Source organism: Plantactinospora sp. B24E8 (genome assembly GCF_039871735.1).
In the GTDB taxonomy this organism is placed as follows: Bacteria; Actinomycetota; Actinomycetes; order Mycobacteriales; family Micromonosporaceae; genus Plantactinospora.
On the sequence record NZ_JBDPMH010000019.1, the window covers coordinates 22,497 to 46,584 of the forward strand.

A 24,088-nucleotide genomic window follows, 5' to 3' on the forward strand; every position below is an offset into this window, starting at 1 on the left:
TGCCGCGACCAGGCCAGTGGAGTGTCCCCTCACCCTTGCGGACGCTATGACGCAGTGCGTCCTTGGTTGTACTGACCGGGGACGTTGATTGAGTCTGGGGCGTCGCGAGTCCACGATCACAGGCGGTGGTCGGATCGGGGCTGGTGGCTTTTCGCCTTCTGTCGGGCGTAGTAGGCGCGGGCGCGGTTGCGGTCTCCGCAGTCCTTCGTGTTGCACCAGCGGCGGTTCCGCCGCGGTGATGTGTCGAGATAAACCCAGCCGCACTTGACGTCTTCGCACTGGTGGAGGCGGTCGAGGTCGTCGCGCTGGGTGAGGGCCACGAGCCCGCGGACGATGCGATTGCGGGGCAGGCGGAGGTCGGTTTCCCGGTCCCGCCATTGCCAGCGGTCGCCCGCACGGACCAGGTCGGCTGCGGCGATCGCCGCCCGGTACATGTCCGCGAGGTCTGCGGCGGCCTCGCGGTCGTCCTCGAAGAGAGCTGCGTAGACCCTTTCGCGCGCCTTGATGACTTGTTGCCGTTCCCGTTCGGCCCGGGCGTCGTCCCCGCCAGCGAGATCGCGCAGAGCCACGGCCTCGTCTCCGGTGATCAGGTCGGACTCGATGCACCAGTCGACGACATCGGAGAAGGTCCTCAGCCGCTCAATGCGTTCGTACCCGCCGAGGCGCCAGTCAACAGTGTTCACCAGGTCGAGCATGCGGTCGCCCGCGACGTGGCCGAACCTCACCATCATCTCCTCTCATGGTCAAAAGCATTATTGCATGTGAGGCACCACTCCTGGCATGCTCATGCCCAATCGTTCAATCACTCATGAGAACACCGCCAGGAGACTGATCGTGCCTCCCGCCGCCCCACGCAGATCGTTCACTGCCCTGTGGGCGTCCCAAGCGTCCTCAAACCTCGCCGACGGGCTGCTGCAGGCCGCGGCGCCGCTGCTCGTCGCCACGCTGACCCGTGATCCGCTCGTGGTGGCGGGCATGACGGTGGTGCAGTTCCTGCCCTGGCTGGTCGCCACCCTCCCGGCCGGCGCGATAGCCGACCGGACGGACAGACGTCGGATACTCACCGCTGGCAACTGGCTGCGCGCGGCCGGGTTCGCACTGCTCGCCGTGACCCTGACAAACGAATGGCGCCACGTCGCACTGCTCTACGCCGCAGTGTTCCTGGCCGGTTGCGCCGAGACGCTGGTCGACAACGCGGCCCTGACCATCCCGCCCCGTCTCCTACCCCGTAAGCAACTCGAGCGCGCCAACGGCCGGTTGTTCGCGACCCAGTCCGTCATCAACACTTTCATCGGTCCGCCTGCCGGCGCGGCGTTGTTCGCGCTGGCAGCATCAGCGGCCTTCTACACCGGCGCGGCCGCGTTCGCCCTCGCCGGCCTTGCAGCTCTGCTGCTGCCCGCGCTGCGCCCGACCAGCGAGGAACAGGAGCGCCGCCGCTCGACCCCGACCACCATCACTCAGGACATCCGCTCCGGATGGGCGCACTTCTGGCGCCACGATCTGCTGCGCCGAGTCGCGTTCATCTCGGCGGCAATCAACTTTTTCGGCGCGGCCACCGGCGGTTTGCTCGTCCTGCTGATCACCGGCCCATACCAAATGCCCGTGGCGCATTACGGCCTGTTCATCGCCGTTCCCGCCGCCGGCGCGATCGCCGGCTCCCTGCTCGCCGAACACGCCGTGCCCCGCATCGGCGGCGGCCCCATCACCTGGCTCGCCGCCCTCGCCCCCGCCGCCAGCTACGCCATCCTCGGCCTGGGGCACAACACACCCCTCGCCCTTGCCGGCATGTTCTGCGCTGCCATCGCCACCTCGCTGAACCAGATCGTCGTCAGCACCCTGCGCCAAGCAGCAGTACCCGACGAACTCCTCGGCCGCGTCACCGCCGCCTACCGCCTGGTCGTCCTGGGTGTCGTCCCCCTCGGCGCCCTCGCCGGCGGCCTGCTCGGACGCAGCCTCGGGATCCGCGCCCCCTTCATCGCCGCAGCCCTCGGACTCGTGCTCGCCGCGTTCCTGCTCGCCTCCCGGGTCACCACCCAGGCCCTCCGTGACGCCGAAACCCATCACCACCGTGCTGTTCCTCAAGCGCCGGGCGCCCGATGATCAGTGGTGGCGGGCGGCGATACCCTGGTCCCCGTGACCACCGGTGGGGGGTGGACACCGGATGTCGGGGCGGGACCCGGCCCGGTCGTCTCCGGCAGGCCGAGACTGCTCCGGCGGCTCGACCAACTCGCCCGTCGCCGGCTGGTGACCGTCATCGCCCCCGCCGGCGCGGGCAAGACCACGCTGCTGCGGGAGTGGGCGACCCGGGGCCGGGCCGGTTGGCACACCCTCGTCCCGGCCGACCGCGACCCGCAGGTGCTGCTCACCGCGCTGGTCGCGGCGCTGCGACCGGTGGCCGTGACCGCCGGGGGAGCGGCACCCTCGGTGCCCAGCGGCCCGACCGGGCCGGCCACCCCGGCCGAACTCGCCGACCGGCTGCTCGACGCGCTGCCGGCGCCCGCCGCCACCGGTCCGGTCCGGCTGGTCCTGGACGACCTGCAGGTGCTGGGCGCCGGACCGGCCGCAGAACTGCTCGGGGTGCTCACGACCTGGCTGCCGGAAGGATTCGTGCTGGTCCTCGCCGGCCGGGAACCGGCCCCGTTTCCGGTCGGGCCGCTACGGTCCGCCGGCCGACTAGGCGAGATAGGCGCCGCCGACCTCGCGCTGACCCCGGCCGAGGCCCGTCGGACGCTGGCCGCCATGCGGGCCGGCACCGACCCGGTCGTCGAACGGATCGCCATTGAGTCCGGCGGGTGGCCGGCGGTCGTCACGTCCGCCGCCCGGCTGGTGACCGGCGCCCGGCCCGGGGCGCCGGCCCCGATGCTGGATCGGCACCAGCTCGGCGGGTCGCTGCCCGGGCTGGATCCCGCCGACCTCGCCGCGCTGACCGAGCGTGACCTGCTGGCGCTCTGGACACTGGCGGCGGTACGCGCCGGCGGTCCCGATCCGGACGGGCGGCTCGGCCCGGTCCGAGAATGGGCGCTGCGGAGCCTCGCCGACCCGGCCCCGTCCGCTGCCGCCGACCGGTCCACCGATCCGGTCCGGCCCGAGGACGGCCGGTCCGCGCTCCGGGCGACCCGGATCCTGTCCGCGGGACCGAGTGGAATCCCGGAGGTCGACGTGACCCTGGCCGACTCGGCGATCCGGGACGACAGACCCGACGAGGCGTTGCGCTACCTGGCGGCGGTACCGGACGGGACCCGGCTGCCGGCCGCCCTGACCTGGCGACTCGGCGGGGTACTACACCGCCGGGGCGACTTCGACGCCGCCGAGGCGCTGTTCGAACGGACCGTGCTGGAATCCGATCCGACCGACGGCACCCCGCCGCCCGCCCGGTCCGACCGGGCCCAGGTCCTCGCCGGCTGGGCAGCCGCCCGGTGGGCCCGGGGCGACCGGGAGCGGACCCGGCAACTCGCCGACGAGGCCGTCCGGGTCGCCGAGCAGAGCCGGGACGACGCCGCGCTCGCCGCGGCGTACGTGGCCCGGGCGCTGGTCGCGTTCAGCGAGGGGGACCGGGCCGGCAACGAACACGCGTACGCCCGGGCGCTGGCCGCGGCGGAACGGGCCGGCGACGTCGTCCAGCAGCTGCGGATCAGGGCCAACATCGGGTCCCGACTCGTCGAGGAGGGACGGTACCGCGCGGCGACCGAGGAACTCGGCTCCGCGATCATGCTCGCCGAGCGAACCGGGGAACGCCTGCTGCTCGCCCTGGCCCTGCACAACCGGGCCGAGGCGTGGCTGGGTCTGGGCGAACTCGGCCCGGCCCGGGCCGACTCCGACCGGGCACTCAGCCTGTGGCAGCGGGACGGCTCACCGCTGGCGGCCTTCGGGCTGCTGCTGACCGCGCGGGTGCACCTGGTCTGCGGCTCGACCAGCCGGGCGGTGGCCGCCTACCAGGCGGCATGGTCGATGGCCGAACCGGACGGCAACGCCCAGGCACTGGTGGAGGCGTGCGCGGGACTGGCCCGGAGCCGGTACGCCGACGATCCGGCTGTCGCGGCCGACTACGCCCGGCAGGCGTTGACCCTGCCCAGCGCCGGTGGACCGACCGCCGCCGAACTCGCCGCCGGCTGGGTCGCGCTCTGCTCCGGCGATCCGACGACCGCGCTGGCGCACGGCGAACGGGCCCGCGCCGAGGCGGGACGACGCCGGGACTCCGCCGGGCTGGCCGAGGCGATCGAGCTGGTGGCGCTCGCGGCGGGCCGGTCCGGGGTGGACGGCAACGCCGGACCCGGGTCGGGTCGGGGTCGTACCCCGGCCGGGCTCGTCGAGGCGGCGGCGATCTGGGCGGACGTCGGCAACGAGGTCGGACTCGCCACGAACGCACTGCTGCGGGCCCGGCTGACCGGCGACCGGCTGGCCGAGGACGTCGCCGCGGACCGGTTGCACCGGCTCGGTGTACGGGAGGGGGCCTGGCATGTCGCCGGGCCGCTCGCGGCGATCGGGCCGGCGCCCGTCCCCGAGGTCGCGGTGCAGACCCTGGGACACTTCGCGGTCCGGCTGGCCGGCGTGCCGGTGCCGACCACGGCGTGGCAGTCCCGGAAGGCCCGCGAACTGGTCAAGGTGCTGGCCGGCCAGCTCGGCCGGCCGCTGGCCCGGGACGCGCTCGCCGGGGTGCTCTGGCCGGAGGTGCCGACGGAGGTGGCGCTGCGCCGACTGTCGGTGCTGGTCTCGACGGTACGCGGGGTACTCGACCCGGACCGTCGACATCCGGCCGACCGTTACCTGGGCACCGATCCGGCGACGGTAAGGATCAATTCCCAACACGTGGCCCTGGACACCGTCCGGTTCCACGACGCCGCCCGGGCCGTCATCGCGGCGGACAGCACCACCCTGCCGGGGGCCCGGACGGCGGTCGGTGGCGCCGACCGGTCGGGCGACCGGGAACCGCCGGGCGGGGTCGAGATCCTGGCCCGGCTGGAGGCGGTGGTCGCGCTCTACACCGGGGACTTCTGCGACGACGGTGAGGTGACCGGAGACTGGGTCGAGCGGCCCCGCGCCGCGCTCGCCGAACTGCACCGCGAGGCGATCCGCCGACTCGCCCGGCGCTGCCTGCGGGTGGGGCGGCCGGAGTCCGCCGTCGGCTGGTACCTGCGGCTGACCACCGAGGACGGCTACGACGAGTCGGCCCACCTCGGGCTGGTCAGCGCCCTGTCCGCGGCCGGCCGACACGGCGAGGCGGCCCGCCGGTACCGCGAGTACCTCGGGCGGATGCGGGAGATCGAGGTCGAGCCGGCGGCGTTCCCGGACGGACTGTCCACGCTGATCGGCGACCTGAACGATTCCTGAAACACCCCCGAACATCACCGACGATGATGGCGCGACGGCAGGCCGCGCGCCGGGACGGTAGCCCTGCCCGACGGTGAGTACGGAGGGAAGGTTCATGTCCGGTTGGCGACGGTCCGCGGCGCTCCTCGCGGTGGCGCTGGTGACGGTCGGCGTCGGATCGTGCGGGATCCGGTCCGACCGCGGTACCGGGGTCACCGGGGGCGCGTCCGCCCGCACCTACGGGTACGGACCGGTACGCGACGGTTCGGTGACGTACCAGCCGGACGTGGTCCTCGTCGAAGGCGGACCGGACGCGATCCGGGCCGCCAGCGCCGATGGACTGACCTGGACCATCGACCGGAACGCCCCGGGCGCCGACGATCTCGGACCGGGCCGGATCATGTACGCCACCAGCCGCGCGATCGGCCGGGTGGTGCAGGTCCGCCCGGCCGGCGACGACCTGGCGGTGACGCTCGCCCCGGTGACCCTCACCGAGGTCTTCCGGGACGCGGACTTCCGGTCCGACCGGGTACTCGACGACGCGGCCCTGGTCTACCAGGAGGTCCCGGAGCTGCCGGGTGCGGTGAGCACGCCGACGGGGGAGCGGCCGCCGGCCGACGCCACCACCCCGGTTGGCCTCTCCAGCGCCGGCCGTGGCTCGAGGGTCGCAGCGGTGGCGCCGACGGTCGCGGGTATGTCGCCGGCGGTCGGGGGCTTCGCCGACGGGCGGCAGCGTGGGCAGGCCGGACCGGCCCGTGCGTTGTCCGGCGGCAACGAGGCGGAGACCGTGCTCGCCCTGGATCCGGTCCGGCTCGCCCCGGCGGCCGGCGGGCGGTTGCCGCCGGCCCGGGAGCGGAACTTCACGGTCAGCGTCGGCGAGTGGGAGGCACAGCCGTACCGGGTTCCGGGCAAGCTCGGCCTCAAGATCGGGTACGCCGCCAACGAGAACCTCAAGGTCTACATCGACTTCGCGATGAACGTCGACCAGCTCCGGATCCGCAGCGCCATGTCGATCGTGAACGGGGCGCTGGGCAGCTCGACGTTCGCGGTCGACGGGGTGAGGAGCATCTCGGTCGACATCTCCGCCGGTGCCGCGAACGGCGCCGACGACAACCGGAAGGTCCGGATCGAGGTGCCGGTCGAGATGAACTTCCAGATCCCGGGCGAACCGCTGGTCTACAGCAACACCTGGAAGTTCATCGTCGCCACCGGCCTCAGCGGCAAGAACACCACGGTGCAGGCGGCCGGCGAGTGGGCCGTCAACGGCACCCTCGGCGTGGTCGACGGCACGCCGCGGAAACCGACGCTCTCGGTGGTGAAGAGCATCATGGACTCGGTCACCGGGATCTCGATCGGGCCCAGCGGCCTCGCCTTCGCGGTCGAGGTGAAGATGGGGCTCGGGCTGGGCATCCCGGCCGCCTTCGCCGGCCTGTACGCCAAGCTCGTGGTCGACATCGGCGTCACCAACGGGTCGGCGCTCGGCGCCCCGTTGACCCGGTGTGTCCAGGCGAGCCTGAACGCCAAGGTGGGCGGCGGTGCCGGCGTGAACCTCTCCTCCACGGCCTCGGCGGCGCTGCGGAAGTTGCTGCCCAAGACGGTCAAGTTCGAGCTGGAGAGCGAACGGCTCTGGCCCATCCACCGGGCCGCCCAGACGTTGCCGGCCGTGCCGCTCTGCGTCGGCTTCGGATGAGCCGTGCGGCTCAGCGTGAGCCGTGTCGCGTCGCATCGGCTCAGGGTGAAAGGAAGGTTGATGGTCATTCGAACCGGGGTCCGTGGTCGCCTGGCGCTGGCGGCGGTGGCCGTACTCGTGGTTGTCGGGCCGCTCGGCTGTGGCCGGCTGACCGGCGACGACCCACCGGCGGTCGCCGACGACAGCCCGCCCGCGACCGCCGCCGCCGAGCCGGCGGGGGAGCCGACCCCGGCGCAGCCGCCCGCGGCCGAGGTGGATCCCTGCGCACTCGTCACCGACGAGGAGGCGGAGAAGCTCGCCGGCACCCCGCTGGACGACCCGGTGCCGGTCCGGGAGACCTGCACCTGGACCGGCCCGGTGACCGGGCCGACCGCCCAGGTCGAGGTCTTCGTCGGAGACGGGGCGAAGAAGTTCCTCGACATCGAACGGGAACTCGACCACGAGATCTGGCCGCTCACCGGCATCGGTGACGAGGCCTGGGCCGAGGACGGGGCGGTCTTCCTCAACAAGGGCGGCGTCTGGGTGGCGCTCCGGTTGACCCTGCTCAACGACCCGAAGGAGAACCGCGAACCGCTCGAGGAACTCGCCCGGACGGTCGCCGGCCGGCTCTGACGGAGGTGCCGGCTCCGTACCCGGGGTCGGCGCACCGGTCAGTCCGACGCGCTGGACACCGCCGCCGTCGGCACCCCGTCGCGGCAGGTGACGGTCATCCGGACGGTCCGGTTGCCGTGCCGGAACGTGACCGTCGTCGACCGGGCCGGTCCTGGCTCGACCTGCTCCACCCGGTACGGCGACGTCGCTGTCCAGGACAGCAGCCGGGCCTCGCCGTCGGCGGTGCAGGACGCCCGGACCGAACCACCGGCGGAGTCCAACGTCCGTTCCACCGTCGGTGACGGTTCTGGCGACGACGGTTCCGCCGGAGTCGCCGGAATCCCGGTCTCCGGCGCGGTGGTGGCCAGGTCGATCGGACTGGCCGGGGGTTGCCCCATCGCACCCGACGACGGCAGTGGCGGGCCGGACCGGGCCTCGGACCCGCCGGCGATCATCGGTCCGCTGCCCGGCGGCGGGGTCAGGGACGTACCGACCCGGGGTGTCGTCTCCGGCAGTCTGGGGTTGGTCGACTGGCCGGGCGGCGCCGGCGGGACCGGACCACCCCGGGGCCCCTGGTGGAAACCGAGGGGTTCGGCGAGCCAGAGCAGCAGGCCGGCGACGAGCACCCCGGCCATCCCGGCCGCCGTACCGGCCAGGGCGATCGGGCGTGGGCGCCGGGGCTGACCGGCCCCGGCGGAGCCGCCCCCCGCGCGGGGCACCAGCACGGTGGACGGTTCGCCCTCGGCGGTCGTCGACGCGGCCGCGTACGCCGGTTCGTCCTGGACGACCCGGACCCCGGCCGCCCGGGCGAGGACGGCGGCGACCTCACGTGCCGTCGGCCGCTGCGCCGGCTCCTTCGCCAGGCAGCGGTGGCACAGCTCGACCACCCGGGCCGGCACCCCGGGCAGCCCGGGCAGCGGTGGTGGGGCGACGTACACGTGGGCCCGGAGCATCTCGGTCGCGGTCTCGGTGCTCCACGGCAGCTTTCCGGTCAGCAGCCGGTAGAGCAGCAGGCCGACGCCGTAGACGTCCGAGGCCGGCTCGACCGCGTCGCCGGTGATCCGCTCCGGGGCCAGGTAGCCCGGGGTGCCGAGCAGTTCGTCACCCCACTCGGCCGCCTCGCTGTCCGGGCTCACCGCGGCGGCGATGCCGAAGTCGACGACCTTGGCGCCGGATGGCGGCAGCAGGACGTTGCCGGGTTTGATGTCGCGGTGCACCAGGCCCTGGGTGTGCGCCGCGGTCAGCGCCGCCGCCACCTCGGCACAGATCCGGAAGGCGAGCTTCGGTGGCACCGGCTCGGCGGCGATCCGCTGCTCGAGGGTCGGGCCCGGCACCAGTTCCATCACCACGTACGGCAGGCAGGTCAGACCGGTGACCGACTCGCCGTAGTCGTACACCTGGGCGATGTTCGGGTGGGAGAGCGCGGCGGCGGCCCGCGCCTCGTGCCGGATCCGCCGCCGGGACACCGGGTCACGGGCGTGCGGGCCGGCGAGCAGTTTCACCGCCACCGACCGCCCCAGCACCTCGTCCCGGGCCCGCCACACCACCGCCATGCCACCCTGGCCGAGCTGCTCCTCCAGCCGGTAACGGCCGCCGAGCACCTGCTGCGCTTCCACCCCGACAGTCTGGCGAATCGGCATCGGCCCAGCCGGCCCACACGCCGGGGGTGTGACCGGCTTGTTGCCCCCCGTACACAGGTCCGACGAGGTGGGACGGCTATTCCGGCACGTGGACCGGAACACTGGTGATCACGACCCCGGGCAGGTCCCGCAGGGCGCGGCGCAGCCGCAGTTCGGTACGGGTGTGCAGCAGTTGGTGCCACAGGTGTCGGACCACCAGCTCCGGCACCACCACGGTGAGGGTCACCTCCGGACGGGCCGCGTGCAGCGCGCCGACGTACTGGGCCAGCGGGCCGATCACCGCCCGGTACGGCGAGATGATCGTCTCCAGCCGCAGGTGGTTGCCCCAGACCTCCCACTGCCGGCGGAACCGGTCCGCCTCCTCCCGTTCGGGGCTCAGGTGGACGGCGAAGACCGGTTGCCCGAGCGAGGTCGCGTACGCCAGCGCGCGCAGCGCGGCCAGGTTCATCCGGGCCACCGGCACCACCACCAGGTGACGTACCTCGGCCGGGGTGAGGTCGACCCCGAGGTCACCGCCGCCGGGGGACTCGCCGGCCTGTTCCGGCAGCCCGGCCGGGCCGGTGTGCCGGTCCGGCCGGGCCGACAACGTGGCGTCCGGCGTGGTGGAGACGGTCAGCGCCTGGCGCATCGCGTCGTAGTGCGACCGGATGTGCAGGCTGAGCAGGACCAGCAGCGGCACCGCGACCACCACCACCCAGGCACCGTCGGCGAACTTGGTGATCGCCGCGGTGACCAGGACGATCGCGCAGAGCGCCGCACCGACCGCGTTCACCGTCGCCCGGCGCCGCCAGTGGCGGGCCCGGCCTCTGCGCCAGTGCATCACCATGCCGCTCTGCGAGAGGGTGAAGGCGAGGAAGACCCCGACCGCGTAGAGCGGGATCAGCGACTGGGTGTAGCCACCGAAGGCGACGAAGATCAACGCTGCCGCGACCGCCAGCGCGACGATGCCGTTGCTGAACGCCAGCCGGTCGCCCATGTGCAGGAAGCGGCGGGGCGCGTAGCCGTCCCGGGCCATGAAGAACAGCAGCCGGGGAAAGTCGTTGAAGGCGGTGTTCGCGGCGAGCAGCAGGACCAGCGTGGTGGCCGCCTGGATGACCGCGTACCACGGACCGCTGGGAAAGGTGTGCCGGGCGAGCTGGGACAACAGCGTCTCGTCGTCCCGGGGCACCAGGCCGTTGACGTCGATCAACAGGGTGAGTCCGGCGAAGAGCACCACCAGGATGCCGACCATCCAGGTCAGCGTCGTCCGGGCCTGTCGCCACTCGACCGGTCGGAAGGCCGGCACCGCGTCCGCGACCGCCTCGATGCCGGTCATCGACGCCGCGCCGGAGGCGAAGGCCCGAAGCACGACGAGCAGCCCGAGGCCCTCCACCGCGCCCACCGGTGGCGGCGGGACGGCCTCGAAGCCCCGGCCGGCCGCCCGGGCCAGCCCGACCGCGAAGAGCAGCCCGATGGCGGCGATGAAGAGGTACGTCGGCGCGGCGAAGAGCTTGCCGGCGGCCCGCACCCCGCGCAGGTTGCCGGCGAGCAGCGCGGCGATCACCAGCAGCCCGATCGGCACGGTGTACGGGGTCAGCCCGGGCAGCGCCGAGGTGATCGCGCCGACCCCGGCCGCGACCGAGACCGAGACGGTCAGCACGTAGTCGAGGATCAGGCCGGCGGCCGCGGTGAGGCCGAGCCGGGGTCCGAGACTGTCGCTGGCCACCAGGTAGGAGCCGGCGCCGTGCGGGTAGGCGTAGACGGTCTGCCGGTACGACGTACCGACCGCGATCATCAACACGACGAGGGCGGCGGCGATCGGCAGCGAGAGCCGGAGCGCGTCGCTGCCGGCCAGCACCAGCACCGCGAGCATCGCCTCCGGCCCGTACGCGACCGAGGAGAGCAGGTCGGAGGAGAGCACCGGCAGGGCGACCAGTTTCCGCATGCGTTCCTGCAGCACGGCGGCGCTGGCCAGCGGTGGGCCCAACAGCCGGCGACGGACCCGGCCCGCGACCCGGCCGAGACGGCTGCGGGAGACGTTCTCCGTGCCGGTCGCGGTCAACTCCCCCTGACGCCCGGTCCGGAACATCTCGACCCGGGCGAACCGGCCGAACCGGCTGGGCGTGGGCTGGTGGTCGTGCTGCTCGAGATTCGGATCCAGCGGCAGTTCGGTGTCACCCTTCGGGCGACCCCGCAGCGCGGCCCCCCACGCCCGGCCGACCTCCCGTAGCGCCGTCAGCTCGGCCTCGTTCAGCGGCGGGAACTCGGCGGACGGGCTGAAGACGTTGCTCGGGCCCTCCGGCGGCGGCGTACCGTCCCGGTCCCGCCCCGCCCGCTGCCGGCCCGCCATGCCCCGCTCCTCCTCCCGTCCCGTCTCGCACTGTCACCGATCCGGCCCGTCCGTGCCGGGGGAATGGCGATTCCCGGGCCGGAAAGTATGGACCGGGTGCGGGCGGCGGACCCGGACGTGGCCCGACCAGGGGTCGGGACCACGTCCGGCCGGCGGGGGATCGGGCTTCGGCGCAACGGTCAGTCGGTGGGGGCGGCCGACCCACCCCGAGGCGGCCGACCCGCCGGAGCCGGGCGCGTCCGACGACAGGTGCTTGCGAATGCGATCACGGGCCGGGTACGGGGCAGTGGAGGATTTGCCGTCCTCAGTAGCATCGAGCCATGCCTGGCCACACACACGTCGAGAAGTCCGGTTCCCCGGAAGAAACCGAGCTCGACACCGCGGCGGACCCCACCGCCGAACCGACCCCCGAGCCGAAGCCACGGCGTCGACGGGCCCGTCGGATCGTCCTCATCACACTCCTGGTGCTGGCCCTGCTCGGCGGTGGCGGCGCGGTCGCGGCGGGACTCTACGTCCGCTCGGTGGAGTCGGGCATCGAACGCGTCGAGGCGTTCGACCAGGTGCCCGAGGAGTCACGGCCGGTCAAGGTGGCGCAGGACGCCAAGAACATCCTGATCCTGGGCAGTGACACCCGGGATCCGGAGAACACCGGCGGCTCCCGCAGCGACACCATCATCCTCGCCCACCTGCCCAAGGACCGGTCCAGCGCGCAGCTCATCTCGATCCCCCGGGACACCTGGGTCAACGTGCCGAAGAGCAAGGACGGGCAACGGGGTGGCCGGGACGCCAAAATCAACGCGGCGTACGCCTGGGGCGGCATCCCGATGATGGTGCAGACGGTGGAGAAGTTCACCAAGGTCCGCATCGACCACGTGGCGCTCGTCGACTTCGCCGGCTTCAAGGAGATCGTCGACGCGCTGGGCGGCGTGGAGATCAACGTGGAGAAGGGGTTCACCTCCACCCACTCCCTGCTGCCCGGCGGCCGTCGCGAGTTCCCACAGGGCAAGCAGGTGATGGACGGTGCCGAAGCGCTCGACTACGCGCGGGAGAGGTACGCCTTCGCGGACGGCGACTTCGCCCGGATCCGTCACCAGCAGCAGGTGATCCGGGCCATCCTGGACAAGGCCGTCTCCGGCGGCACCCTGGCCAACCCCGCCAAACTCAACGCCTTTGTCAAGGCGTCCGCGGACTCGGTCTCGGTCGACAAGACCCTCTCCCTGCTCGACCTGGGCATGGAGCTGCGCCACCTGCGCAGCGGCAACCTCACCTTCGTCACCAGCCCGTCCCGGGGCACCGGTCGGGTCGGCACCGAGAGTGTGGTGTTCGCGGACGACAACAAGGCCGAGAAGTTCTACGACGCGGTCCGTCGCGACGCGGTGCCGGAGATCCTCGGCGCCGCCAAGTAGCCGTCGGGCCGTCCGGCCAGCCACCGGTCGAAGGTCGTCACCCGGCGTGGTGGCGGGCGGTGGTTAGCCTCGACCCGTACATCCATCGACGTATGGACATTCGGCGCGATGGCGGAAAACGTCGGTCCCGCCATCGCGCCGAGTGGTAGAGGACCGTGGGATACGACTCTGACAGCGCGGCGCGCGTGGTCGTATCCTGCTGACGGTCACCCGCCGCGCCACGGGTCGTGCCGATGCCATGGGGGAGGTCCTTGCAATGGTGAGCAGGGCGACGACGCAGCAGGGCGCGCCAGGGGAGTGGCCCGTCGCCGACCCTGGCGTCCCGACCGGCGCGGACGGCCCGCCGGAGACGAGGACACCGCCCGGCCCCACGCCGGAGATCCCACGCCCCCGCCAGGACGGCGACGGTCGAGTCCCGGATCCCCCACCCCGTCCGGGCCTCGACACCACGGCGGTGCTGCCGTACGCCGGTTCCGTCGCCTCCACCCGGACCCGCCGGCTGCGTGCCTGGATGCTGACCGCACCGGTGGATTTCGCCGCCCTGCTGGCACCGCTCGTACTCTCCGACCGCTACTGGCGGGGGACCCTGTTCACCGCGGTGTTCACCGTCACCATCTTCGCCACCGGTGGGCTCTATCGCGGCCGCCGGCACATGAGCATCCTCGACGAACTGCCGAACCTCTGTGGACGGCTGCTCGCGTCGGCCGCCATCGTGGCGATCATCGCCGCGCTGCGGCACAACTCGGTGGAGTACATGGCCGGTTTCATGCGCGGGGTCGCGCTCTCCGCCGGCCTGGTGATCGTCGGCCGTGCGGTCACCCGCACCCTGGTCGTCACGGCCCGCCGACGCCGCTGGGTGGAACACAACGCCATCATCATCGGCGGTGGTCCGGTCGCCGCCGAACTGGCCCGGCTGCTGCGCCGTAACCCCCGCTACGGGCTGCGGTTCGTCGGCTGTGTCGACGCCACCCCCCGATCGGGGCCCGGCGCCATCCCACTCATCGGCACCCTCGACGACCTCGAGGAACGGATCCTGACCACCGAGTCGGACGTGCTGATCATCGCCGAGCCCGACTGCGCCGAGTCCGCGCTGATGGAGCTGCTGCGACGTCCGGCCAGCGCGCGGTGTGACCTCTGGGCCGTCCAGCGGCTGTGGGGCTCCCACTCCCCGGGCGGGCTGCCCGACCACATCGGGGCGATTCCGGTGGTCCGGGTCCGGCACACCACCCTGTCCGGTCCGCGTTGGCTGCTCAAGCGGGCGTTCGACATCGTCCTCGCCGCGGTCGCGCTGATCGTGCTCAGCCCGGTCGTGCTGCTCTGCGCCCTGCTGACCCTCCTGGAGGGGGGACGCGGCATCCTGTTCCGGCAGGTACGGATCGGCCAGTACGGCCGCCCCTTCCACGTCATCAAGTTCCGGACCATGCGCCCCCGGGACGACGAGGAGGCGGCGACGACCTGGTCCATCGCGGAGGACCACCGGGTCGGCCCGATCGGCCGTTTCATGCGCCGTACCTCGCTGGACGAGTTGCCACAGCTCTGGAACATCCTGCGAGGTGACATGACGGTGGTCGGCCCCCGCCCCGAACGTCCGTACTTCGTGGCGAAGTTCAGCGCCGAGCACCCCGACTACGCGATGCGACACCGGGTGCCGGTCGGGCTGACCGGGCTGGCCCAGGTGAGCGGCCTGCGGGGCGACACCCCGATCTCCGACCGGGCCCGGTTCGACAACTACTACATCGAGAACTGGTCGCTCTGGCTGGACGTCAAGGTGCTGCTGCGGACCGTCGGGGAGGTGCTCGGCGGCCGGGGGCGTTGACCGTTCCCGGCGTCGGGTGCCGCGGCCGGGGCCGGCCGGTGTCCCGCCCGCGCACACGGCGCGCCGCCGTCAACCCGCCGGTAGGAAGAGCGGAAGCGGCGTGACCTGGAAGTCGGGCAGGTAGCGTCCCGGGTCGGCCCGCAGCACCGAGCCGATGACCGTGCCGAACACCTGCCGGAAGTCGACGTTGGCCTTCAGGTCACCGTCGTCCAGATCGGCCAGGCTCGGCTGCTCGCCGTAGAGCCCGGCGGCGACCTGGGCGCCCAGCACCAGGACCGGTCCGGCGGTGCCGTGGTCGGTGCCGTCCGAGGCGTTGGCGCGTACCCGTCGGCCGAACTCGCTGTAGACCAGCACGGTCACCTGGCGGCCCGCCCCGGTCCGGGCCATCCGGTCGACGAACCCGGTCAGCGCCTGGTCCAGTTGGCCGAGCAGCATCTCGTGACCGGCCCGCTCCTCGGCGTGGGTGTCGAAGCCACCGAGGCTCACCGAGTAGACGCGGGTCGGTACGCCGGCCTCGACGCACCGGGCGACCGCGGTGAGCTGGGCGGCGAGCGCGCTGGAGCCGCCGGTGCCGGTGGCCGGCATCGGCGGGATGTCGCCTGGTCCGGTCGGATCGCCCGCCGGGGACGGCTCGCGCATCAGCTGGTCGATCCGGAGCAGATCGGTGTACGCGGCGGCGGCCCGCGCCTGCATCGCCGGCTCGCCCGGCTCCGCCCGGCCGAGTGCGGCCAGCCGCTCCGGGGCCAGTCCGGACGGCAGTTTGAGCCCGTTGAGGCTGACGCACGCGCCGGCCCGGGTCTCGCCGGCGAGCAGCGGCGGCAACGCCGGCTCGAAACTGACCGCCGCCTCCGGGCTCGCCTTCGTCCCGTCCAGCCATCGTCCGACCCAGCCGCTGTAGATGGGTTCCGCTGGTGAGGCGGTCTGCCAGATGTCCATCGACCGGAAATGGCTGCGGTCCGGTCGGGGGTAGCCGACGCCGAGGACGACCGCGAGGCGCTTGTCGTCCCACAGCCGCTTGAGACCGGTGAGCTTCGGATTGAGTCCGAGCCGGTCGTCGAGCGGCAGCACCTGCTCGGGGTCGTACGCCAGCTCGGGGCGGGCCGAGTGGTACCGGCTGTCGGCGTACGGGATCACGGTGTTCAACCCGTCGTTGCCGCCGTACAGGGTGACCAGCACGAGTTTCTGGTCGGGCCCGGTCGCGGTGGGGTCGGGGCCTTTGCGGAGCAGTTCGGCGAGACCGAGGGTGGCGCCGCCGGCGGCCAGGGCCGCGGCCCCGGTCACCCCGGAGGCCAGGAGGAACCGTCGTCGGGTCAACGCGTCCATCAGGTCACCAGGTATTCCGGGCTGTTCAGGCCGAGGACCAGCAGTTGGCGTGGGTCCTGCACGGTCCGGAGCACCTCGTAGGTCCGGTTCGTCCAGCCGGGCAGGCAGAGCAGTTGGGCCAGTCCCTCCGGGGTCAGCCGGGTGGGCCGGACGAGGTCGGCGAGCCTGCCGGCGAGGGTGATCCGGGACTGCGCGGCGGCCGAGGTCAGCCAGGCGGTGCCGGCCGGCCAGCCCCCGACACTGGGCGGTGCGAACGGGAGCTGGCCGAGCACCCGCATCTTCCACAGCAGGTCCGTGGCCACCTCCACCGACAGACCGCTCATCCGCAGTCCCAGCTGGCGCATGGCGCCGACCAGCCACTCCACCGGCTGCTTGACCAGGCCGTTCGCGGTGGCCGGAAAGGCTTCGTCGGTGAAGAGGGCGCGGAGCATCCGCATCGGATCGGGAAACGCCTCCACCATCCGGTCCCGGGTGCGCTCCGGGACCGGTTCGGTCGAGGAGGCGTAGCGGAACCAGAGCCGGGAGGCGACGAACCGGGGGCATTCCGGATGGTTCAGCAGCAGGTCGACCAGACTGTGCGCGGTGAACCGGGAGGTCACCCCGAGAATCGTCTTGGTGCCCGGGTCGTGGCGTTGCCGGTCGAAGACCGGGGTCTCCTGTTCCAGGATCACCCGCCAGCCGGTGAGCGCCCGGCCCGCCTCCTTCACGTCGCGCTCGGTGTACCTGCCGATACCGAGCAGGAACAACTCGAACAGCTCCCGGGCGAGGTTCTCGTTGGGCGCGTCCTTCTTGTTGTGCTGTCCGTCCAACCAGTAGATGAGCGCCTGGTCCTCGACCATCCGGTGGGCCAGGTCGACGACGTCGCGGGCGGTCCGGAAGGTGCGGTGCTGGGTGAGCATGAACTGCGCGCTGCACACCTTGTCCACCGACGTGGCCCAGTGGCCGTGCCAGAAGAAGACGAGCTTCTCCCGTGCCTGGTGGTCCGCGACCGCCATCCGGTCCAGCCACCACCGCTCGATCCGTTCCGCCTGTGCCTTGCGCATCCGGTCTGCCCGCTCGTGCTGGGCGCGGGTCGGATTCGGCAGGTTGGCGTGCGGATCCGGGCCGATGTCCGGGAGCGGGGCGCTGCTCGCCCCGACGTCCGGGCCCGGTGGCGTGACCAACCGCTCGAGGGTGGCGGCGTATCCCGACTGTCGCGCCGCGCTCAGTTCGGCGGCGGTGGGTCCAAAACCGGCGCGACGCAGCAGCAGCGCGACGTCGTCCGTCATGACAGAAAACATAGGCGACGTCCAGGCCGAGCGGCAAACATCCGCCCGTCCGCCGATGGTCGGGACCGCGGAAAGGGGAGGGCGGACCTGACCCGGCGGGTGGGGGCCGACGGGGGCTGCGACGACTTTGACACCTGCCCTAAGGTGCCTCAGTGGAACCTCTCGTCACCCTGACAGGATTACCCACGTCGCAGCCACCGGCATCGCCGGCGGTCCGCGTCGCCATGGTCCCCGCCCGCGCCGCGGTCGACCTGGTCCTCCTCGACGGGCGCGGTGACGCCGCTTGACAAGGCCGGAAGAGACAGGGTGACGACAACACGAGCGCCGGGCGACCCCACCGGGTCCGCCGATCCGACCATCCTGGTGCTGGGCACCGCCGAGTGGAACGCGCACATCGCCACCAACCAGCACTACGTGGTGCGGGAGTTCGCCCGCGCCTTCCAGACCCACTTCGTCGAGTCGCTCGGCCTACGTCGGATCAGACTCGACCGTCGGGACGTGACCAGGATGGCCCACCGGTTGCGCAACTCGGTACACCGACCGGTCGCCAGCGACCAGCGACCCGTACCGGAGCGGGCCACCGTCATCTCACCCCTGGTCGTACCGGTGCACCGCCGCCCGACCCGACTGGTCAACCGGGTGCTGCTGGAACGGGCGGTGGCGCGCTGGCGGGACAGCCCTCGCCCCCGGGTGCTCTGGACGTTCACCCCGGTCACCTACGGGCTGGAGCGGTACGCCGACCGGACCGTCTACCACTGCGTCGACCTGTTGGCGGCCTTCCCCGGGATCGACGGGGCCGCGGTGGCAGCCGGCGAACGGCACCTCACCGGTACCGCCCGTCCGGCGATCGGGACCAGTCAGGCGGTGGTCGACCACCTGACCACGGTCGGGTTCCCCGAGGTACGTCTGCTGCCGAACGTCGCCGACGTGGACGTCTTCGCCGCGGCCAGCCAGCCGACCGGGGCCCGCCGGCCTGCGGCGCTGTTCGCCGGCAACCTGTCACCCCACAAGCTGGACTTCGCACTGCTGCGCGCCCTGGCGGTCGCCCTGCGCGGCGAGGGTGAACTGCTGTTGGCCGGCCCGGTCGCCGCCGGTGGCGGAGGCTTCGACCGGGAGCTGGCGGAACTGCGCCGACTCGGGGCGACGTACCTGGGCGTGCTCCGGGTCGACGAACTCGCCGAGGTGGCCGGCCGGTGCACGGTGGGGCTGGTGCCGTACGCGCTCAACCCCTACACGACCGGGGTCAGCCCGTTGAAGTGCTACGAGTACCTCGCCGCCGGCCTGGACGTGGTCAGCACCCCGGTGCCGGACGTCCGCCGGGCGGCGGGGGCGACGGACTTCATCGAGGTGGCCGACTCGATCGACGACTTCGTCGACCGGGTACGCGGTGCCCTCACCCCGAAGTCCGATCCGGAGATCGCCGCCCGGGTCGGGTACGCCCGCGACTTCGGCTGGCGGTCCCGGGGCGCGGTGCTGCGGGACATCGTCACCGGCGGCGACGGCACGGTCCCGCCGGCACACCGGGAGGGTCACCGTGGCTGACCGCGCACTGTCGGCACGTCTCGCCCCGCTCCTGGCCCGGCTGACCCCCGCCCCCGACCGCTATCCGCTGCTCGCCGTGGTGACGGTGGCCCTCGCCGTACCCCAGTTCTACCTGTTGCCGCGGGGCAGCGTGGACATCTCGCTCGCCACCCTGACGACCGTTGCGCTGGCCCCGGTGGTGTTGCTCGGCGTCCGGGGCGGCACGGTCCGCGACCTGCTCCGGACCGGTGTGTTCCGGCTCGTCCTGGCGCTGCTGGTGGTCCGGGTCGTCGCTCTCGCCTGGTCGCCCGACCCGCGCGCCGGCCTGCAGTACATCACCCTGTTGGGCCAGTTCGCCGGCATGCTGCTGTTGATGGGGCTGGTCTCCGGTCAGGGCCGTACGGCACTGCGCCGACTCGAACGGTGGTACTGGCCGCTGGTGCTCACCGAGGCCGCCCTGGTGCTGCTCTTCCGGCTGGCACCCGGGCTGGAGGACGCCTATCTGCGGTCTGTCGGCGGATTCTTCGCCGGACAGAACACCGTTGCCGCGCTCTTCGGTGACCACCCGAACAACGTGCTGGACCCGGCCAAGGCGGGCGGCTTTTTCATCAACGCGAACGTGGCGGCGATGTTCCTCGGGATCAACGGTCTCGCCGCCCTCGCCCTGTCCCGGCTCACCGGCACGCGCTGGGTACGCCTGGCCGGCCTGGCCGCCCTGGCCACGGTGCCGTTCACCGGGTCGAAGTCCGCCATCGTGCTGGTCCTGCTGCTGCCGGCGGCCGCCTACGGTCTGCACCACCTGCGCCGTTCGACCCCGGTGGTACGCCGGTACCTGCTGGTCGGTGCCGCCGTGGCCGGCGTCGCCCTGGTGCTGCTGCTGGTGCTGAACCGCGCCTTCCTCGGTGCTCTCGCCGAGGCGTTCGTGGGACGGGCGGAGATCTGGCGGTTCGGCGGCGAGGCGATGCGGGAGCATCCGATCCTCGGGCTCGGGTACGGCGGCTGGGACGCCGGGTTCGCCGGCTACGCCGACCGGCACGACATGTGGCGGATCCTGCCCCCGCACAACATCCTGCTCGGTGCCTGGGCGGTGACCGGGCTCGTCGGGCTCGGGCTGACCGTCGCGTACTTCGTGGCCGTCGGTCGGCTCGTCCTGCGACGGCGGCACACGACCGACGAGCGGTTCCTCGGTTACGCCGGCGCCGCGCTCGGCTGGATCCTGCTGCAGGGTCTGGGCGAGAACACCGACATCTTCGGTGACATCCACCTGATCCCGGTCGTCGCACTGCTGCTCGTGTGTCTCGTCCGGCCCGTCGCGGAGGAATCGAAGGACCGTGCCCACCACCCCGACCGTCGGGATCCTGCGTCACCAGCAGTTCCGTCCCTCGGAGACGTTCATCGTGAACCAGGCGCTGGCGATGCGGACCTTCCGTCCGCTGTTCGTGGGCCGGGACGAGGTGCCGAGCCGGCCGGGCACGGACTCGGTTAGCGTGTCGGGGTTCGGCCGGGCGGCGCTGTTGTCGTACACGTTGACCCGCCGTCCCGGGCCGCTGGCCGGGGTGCTGCGGGAGCGGGGTACCAGGCTGCTGCACGCCCACTTCGGGGTCGAGGGTGTCTACGCCGTACCGCTGGCCCGGGCCCTGGGAGTGCCGTTGGTCACCACGCTGCACGGTTTCGACGTGACGGTCACCAAGCCCCGGCTGCTCGCCTCCGGCAAACCGTCGTGGGTGAACTACGTCACCTGGCGCGCGGAGCTGTTCGACGCCGGGGCGACGTTCGTCTGCGTCTCCGAGCACATCCGGGCCCGGGCCGTGGAGTGGGGCTATCCGGCGGACCGGCTGGTGGTGCTGCCCACCGGGGTCGATGTCGAGCTGATCCAGCCGGCCGGGACGGTCGCGGCACCCCGGATCCTGCACGTGGCCCGGCTGGTGGAGAAGAAGGGGACCGCCGACCTGCTCCGGGCCCTCGCGGTGGTGCGACGGGCGGTGCCCGACGCGCATCTGGTGATCGTCGGGGACGGCCCACTGCGGGAACCGTTGGAGGAACTCGTCCGCGAGTTGGGCCTGGGGGCGGCGGTGGAGTTCCTCGGCGCCCAACCGCACGCCGAGACGCTCCGTCAGCTGGGCGAGTCCCGGCTGGTCTGCGTACCCAGTCTGACCGCGACCACCGGCGACCAGGAGGGGCTGCCGACGGTGGTGCTGGAGGCGGCCGCCGCGGCCCGCCCGGTGGTCGGCACCGACCACGGCGGCATCGGTGAGGCGGTGACCGACGGGACGACCGGATACCTGGTCGGCGAGCGGGACGTCGCCGGGCTCGCGGAGCGGCTGACCGCGCTGCTCCGTGACCCGGATCTCGCCGGGCGACTCGGCCGGGCCGGGCGGGCGACCGTCGTCGAGCGGTTCAACCTGCGACGGCAGACCGACAAGCTGGAACTGTTGTACGGGACGTTGACATGATCGAGTCGATACTGATCTTCTCCCGCGCCACCCCGTTCCACCACACCGGCGGGATGGAGACCCTCGCCTGGAGCCTCGCCACCGAACTGGCCCGGACCGTGCCGGTGGTCCGGGTCGTCACCACACACATCCCGAACCGGTCGGGTAGCTTCTCCGCCGACGGGGTGGAGGTCGTGCCGTTGCCGGCGACCCGGCCCGGCCGGTACTCGCCGGCCTGGTGGCGCCGCTCCCGCGACTACTGGACCTCGCTGCCGGCGCCGCCGTCCGCGGTGCTGTCGGTGAGCGCCGGCGGCTACGCCGTGATCCGGGCCAGGGCCCGGCAGCCGTGGACGCCGTTCGTCCTGCAGGCACACGGAACGTCCATGATGGAGATCGGGTCGAAACTGCGGGCCCGGGACCTCCGTTCGCTGGCGACCGCGCCCAAGAACGCCGCCTGGCTGGTCCGGGACCTGGTCCGGTACCGGGACTTCGACCGGATCGTCGCGGTCGGCGCCCGGGTCGCGGAGTCGCTTGTCGCGTCCCCACAGCGCTGGTCGGTTCCGCCGGGCCGGGTCGCGCTGATCCCGAACGGGGTACGTCCGGCCGATCACGGATTCGACCTGCCGGCGCGGCGGGCGGTACGGGCCGAGCTCGGCATCGCTGACGGGGTGACCGTGGTCGGCTGTGTCGGCCGGCTGCACGTGCAGAAACGGCTGGACCGGGCGTTGCGTGCGGCGGCGGTGCTCCGCGACCAGGGTGCGGGTCAGCGGTTCCGGTTCCTGCTCGTCGGTGACGGGCCGGACGAGTCGCGGCTGCGTGGCCTGGTCCGCGACCTGCGGCTGGCGGAACTGGTGACGTTTGTCGGGCGGGTGCCGCCGGACGGGGTGCACCGCTACTACGCGGCGGCCGACCTCGCCCTGCTGACGACGGCGCGCCTCGAGGTCGGGCTGCCGATGGCGATCCTGGAGGCGCTGGCCAGCGGGCTGCCCTGTGTGGTGCCGACCGGGGCGGCCGGGCCGGGTACGGCCGGGCAGACCGCGCTCGGCCCGGTGCTGCACGAGGTCGACCCCGGCGACGCCGGTCGGCTCGCCGAGGTGCTGGCCGCCGTGCCCCGCCCGGACGGTGGCCGACCCAGTCTGCTGCCCGGGGAGTTGACCCTCGACCACTGCGCCCGCAGCTACCTGTCCCTGCTCGCGGAGCTCCGGGGCGGGTCCGGGACACCGTGACCAGGATCTTCCTCCGGCTGGTGCTCGGCGGCCTGACCGGCAAGGCGCTCGGCCTGGTCCGTGAGGTCCTGCTCGCGGCGCTCTTCGGTGCGGGTCGGGTGGTGGCGGCGAACCGGGTGTCGCTGACCGCCACCCTGGTCCCGATCAACTTCTTCACCGCCGACGCGCTCTCGGCCGGGTTCCTGCCGCAGTACGTCCGGTACCGGCAGGAGCGGCCGGCGATGGCCCTGGTGCTCTACCGGGCCGTACGGACCCTGCTCACCGGGTTCTCACTGCTGCTGGTGGCCGGACTCCTGTTCGGTCGGCAGCACTGGGTGGCGCTGCTGGCGCCCGGCCTGGATCCGGGGACCGCACGCCTCGCCGCCACGATGCTCGGCATCGCCGCGCTCTCGGTACCGGCCTACGTGCAGTACAACCTCTACACCCTGGTGGGGCTGGCGCACGACGACGTACGACTGATCAACCTCCGCCCGTCGGTGCAGAGTCTCGGTCTGATCGGGGCCACGGTGGCGGCGTACCTGACCGGGCACGTGTCGCTGCTCGCCTGGGGTTTCACCGTCCCGTACCTGCTGCTCCTCGCCTGGGGCGCGTACTGGATCCGGCGCCGGGGCTATCTGCGGCCCCCTGGTCCCGGGGAACCGACGGAGGCGGCGGCCGAGCCGGCGGTGCCCCGCGACGCCTACCGGATCGCGCTCGGCGAGTTCTGGCGACGCCTGCGACCGCTGCTGCTGGTGCCGGTGATCCTGCAGGGGGCGATCGCGGTCGAACGGGCCGTCGGTTCGCTGCTCGGCGTCGAGGTGGTGGCGGCCACCGAGTACGCCCGGTTTGTCGTTGACTCCTGCATGGCCCTGCTCGCCGCACCGCTGGGCCTGGCCGGGCTGGCCTCGTTCGCCCGGATGGCCCCGGAGGACGTGGCCGGCGGGTTGCGCCGCCTGCTGCCGCCGGTGCTCTTCGTGACCGTGCCGCTGTCACTGGTCCTCAGCCTGAACAGCACCGGCATCGTCACCGTGCTGTACGCGCGGGGCGTGTTCGACCAGCGGGCGGTGGAGGTCTCCGCCACGCTGCTGCTCGGCTTCGCCCTCGGCATCTGGGCCCAGGTGATCGGATACACGCTGGTCAAGGTGCTCAACGCCCGGGGCGCGAACGTCCGGGTGGCGTGGGTGAACGCGGTCTCGTTCGCCGCCGCCGCCGGGGTCAACCTGCTGCTGTTCCGGCACTGGGGGCCGTTCACCCTGGGGGCGGCGGCCTCGGTCGGCGGGCTGCTGATGTTCCTGCTCTCGGCCAGGCTGCTCGGGGTGCTCGGGTACAGCGCGCGGCTGATCGCCGTGCTGCTGCCCGGTGCGGTTCTCGCCGGGCTGACGGGATACCTGCTGGCCGGGCCCGGGATCCTCCGGCTGCTCGCCTCCGGTCTCGGGATCCTGCTGGTCTGGGTCGGCTACGCGGCGGTGGTGCCGGGGGTGCGTCGTACCTTCCTGGTCGGCATCTGGGCCCGGGCGCGACAGCTCACCGGGGCCGGGCGGACCCCCTGACGAGAGGAGG

The 24,088-nt window shown here is 72.8% G+C and carries 16 protein-coding genes; 11 read left to right on the forward strand and 5 right to left on the reverse strand.

Annotated features, from left to right (window positions below):
* Window positions 1-116: 116 nt before the first annotated feature.
* Window positions 117-731 (reverse strand): CGNR zinc finger domain-containing protein, encoded by a 615-nt coding sequence (locus ABGB21_RS23990; RefSeq protein ID WP_347657757.1) that lies wholly within the window; start codon window positions 729-731, stop codon window positions 117-119.
* A 49-nt stretch (window positions 732-780) separates the two neighbouring features.
* Between ABGB21_RS23990 and ABGB21_RS23995 the strand changes: the two genes are divergently transcribed.
* The 4 genes from ABGB21_RS23995 to ABGB21_RS24010 all read left to right on the forward strand — a co-directional run bounded on the left by ABGB21_RS23995 (window position 781) and on the right by ABGB21_RS24010 (window position 7,609).
* Window positions 781-2,100: an MFS transporter gene (locus ABGB21_RS23995; RefSeq protein WP_347657756.1), complete on the forward strand. Its 1,320-nt coding sequence runs from the start codon at window positions 781-783 to the stop codon at window positions 2,098-2,100.
* A 33-nt stretch (window positions 2,101-2,133) separates the two neighbouring features.
* Window positions 2,134-5,328, forward strand: a complete 3,195-nt coding sequence (locus tag ABGB21_RS24000) for a BTAD domain-containing putative transcriptional regulator (RefSeq protein WP_347679673.1) — start codon at window positions 2,134-2,136, stop codon at window positions 5,326-5,328.
* Between the two features lie 94 nt (window positions 5,329-5,422).
* Complete coding sequence (locus ABGB21_RS24005; protein WP_347679675.1) at window positions 5,423-6,997, forward strand: hypothetical protein; 1,575 nt, start codon at window positions 5,423-5,425, stop codon at window positions 6,995-6,997.
* Between the two features lie 60 nt (window positions 6,998-7,057).
* The gene (locus tag ABGB21_RS24010) at window positions 7,058-7,609 is read left to right on the forward strand and encodes a DUF3558 family protein (protein WP_347657753.1); all 552 of its coding nucleotides are present in this window, start codon (window positions 7,058-7,060) and stop codon (window positions 7,607-7,609) included.
* Between the two features lie 38 nt (window positions 7,610-7,647).
* Here the strand turns inward: ABGB21_RS24010 and ABGB21_RS24015 are convergent, their stop codons facing one another.
* Complete coding sequence (locus tag ABGB21_RS24015; RefSeq protein ID WP_347679677.1) at window positions 7,648-9,204, reverse strand: protein kinase; 1,557 nt, start codon at window positions 9,202-9,204, stop codon at window positions 7,648-7,650.
* Window positions 9,205-9,304: 100 nt separating this feature from the next.
* A complete protein-coding gene (locus ABGB21_RS24020; protein WP_347657751.1) occupies window positions 9,305-11,557 on the reverse strand; it encodes an APC family permease in 2,253 nt (750 codons plus the stop codon).
* Between the two features lie 320 nt (window positions 11,558-11,877).
* Between ABGB21_RS24020 and ABGB21_RS24025 the strand changes: the two genes are divergently transcribed.
* Together ABGB21_RS24025 and ABGB21_RS24030 are read left to right on the forward strand one after the other, a co-directional pair.
* Window positions 11,878-12,963 carry an LCP family protein gene (locus ABGB21_RS24025; RefSeq protein WP_347657750.1) on the forward strand — a complete coding sequence of 362 codons (1,086 nt, stop codon included), beginning with the start codon at window positions 11,878-11,880 and terminating at the stop codon, window positions 12,961-12,963.
* A gap of 256 nt (window positions 12,964-13,219) precedes the next feature.
* Window positions 13,220-14,779 carry an exopolysaccharide biosynthesis polyprenyl glycosylphosphotransferase gene (locus tag ABGB21_RS24030; protein WP_347657749.1) on the forward strand — a complete coding sequence of 520 codons (1,560 nt, stop codon included), beginning with the start codon at window positions 13,220-13,222 and terminating at the stop codon, window positions 14,777-14,779.
* A 69-nt stretch (window positions 14,780-14,848) separates the two neighbouring features.
* Here the strand turns inward: ABGB21_RS24030 and ABGB21_RS24035 are convergent, their stop codons facing one another.
* Window positions 14,849-16,102 carry a DUF1501 domain-containing protein gene (locus tag ABGB21_RS24035; protein WP_347657748.1) on the reverse strand — a complete coding sequence of 418 codons (1,254 nt, stop codon included), beginning with the start codon at window positions 16,100-16,102 and terminating at the stop codon, window positions 14,849-14,851.
* Window positions 16,102-17,370, reverse strand: coding sequence for a DUF1800 domain-containing protein (locus ABGB21_RS24040; protein ID WP_347657747.1), 1,269 nt, complete (start codon window positions 17,368-17,370; stop codon window positions 16,102-16,104). Before ABGB21_RS24040 ends, ABGB21_RS24035 begins: the two co-directional genes overlap by 1 nt.
* A gap of 306 nt (window positions 17,371-17,676) precedes the next feature.
* On the opposite strand from ABGB21_RS24040, the gene ABGB21_RS24045 reads away from it, so the two are divergent.
* The 5 genes from ABGB21_RS24045 to ABGB21_RS24065 are packed head-to-tail and all read left to right on the forward strand — an operon-like array spanning window position 17,677 to window position 24,078.
* The gene (locus ABGB21_RS24045) at window positions 17,677-18,912 is read left to right on the forward strand and encodes a glycosyltransferase (protein WP_347657746.1); all 1,236 of its coding nucleotides are present in this window, start codon (window positions 17,677-17,679) and stop codon (window positions 18,910-18,912) included.
* A complete protein-coding gene (locus ABGB21_RS24050) occupies window positions 18,905-20,377 on the forward strand; it encodes an O-antigen ligase family protein (protein ID WP_347679679.1) in 1,473 nt (490 codons plus the stop codon). The genes ABGB21_RS24045 and ABGB21_RS24050 overlap by 8 nt, the downstream gene beginning before the upstream one ends.
* 1 nt (window position 20,378) lies before the next feature.
* On the forward strand, window positions 20,379-21,344 hold the full coding sequence (locus ABGB21_RS24055; protein ID WP_347679681.1) for a glycosyltransferase: 966 nt from the start codon (window positions 20,379-20,381) through the stop codon (window positions 21,342-21,344).
* Window positions 21,341-22,549, forward strand: a complete 1,209-nt coding sequence (locus tag ABGB21_RS24060; RefSeq protein WP_347657744.1) for a glycosyltransferase family 4 protein — start codon at window positions 21,341-21,343, stop codon at window positions 22,547-22,549. Before ABGB21_RS24055 ends, ABGB21_RS24060 begins: the two co-directional genes overlap by 4 nt.
* Window positions 22,546-24,078: a lipid II flippase MurJ gene (locus ABGB21_RS24065; protein ID WP_347657743.1), complete on the forward strand. Its 1,533-nt coding sequence runs from the start codon at window positions 22,546-22,548 to the stop codon at window positions 24,076-24,078. The genes ABGB21_RS24060 and ABGB21_RS24065 overlap by 4 nt, the downstream gene beginning before the upstream one ends.
* Window positions 24,079-24,088: the final 10 nt, after the last annotated feature.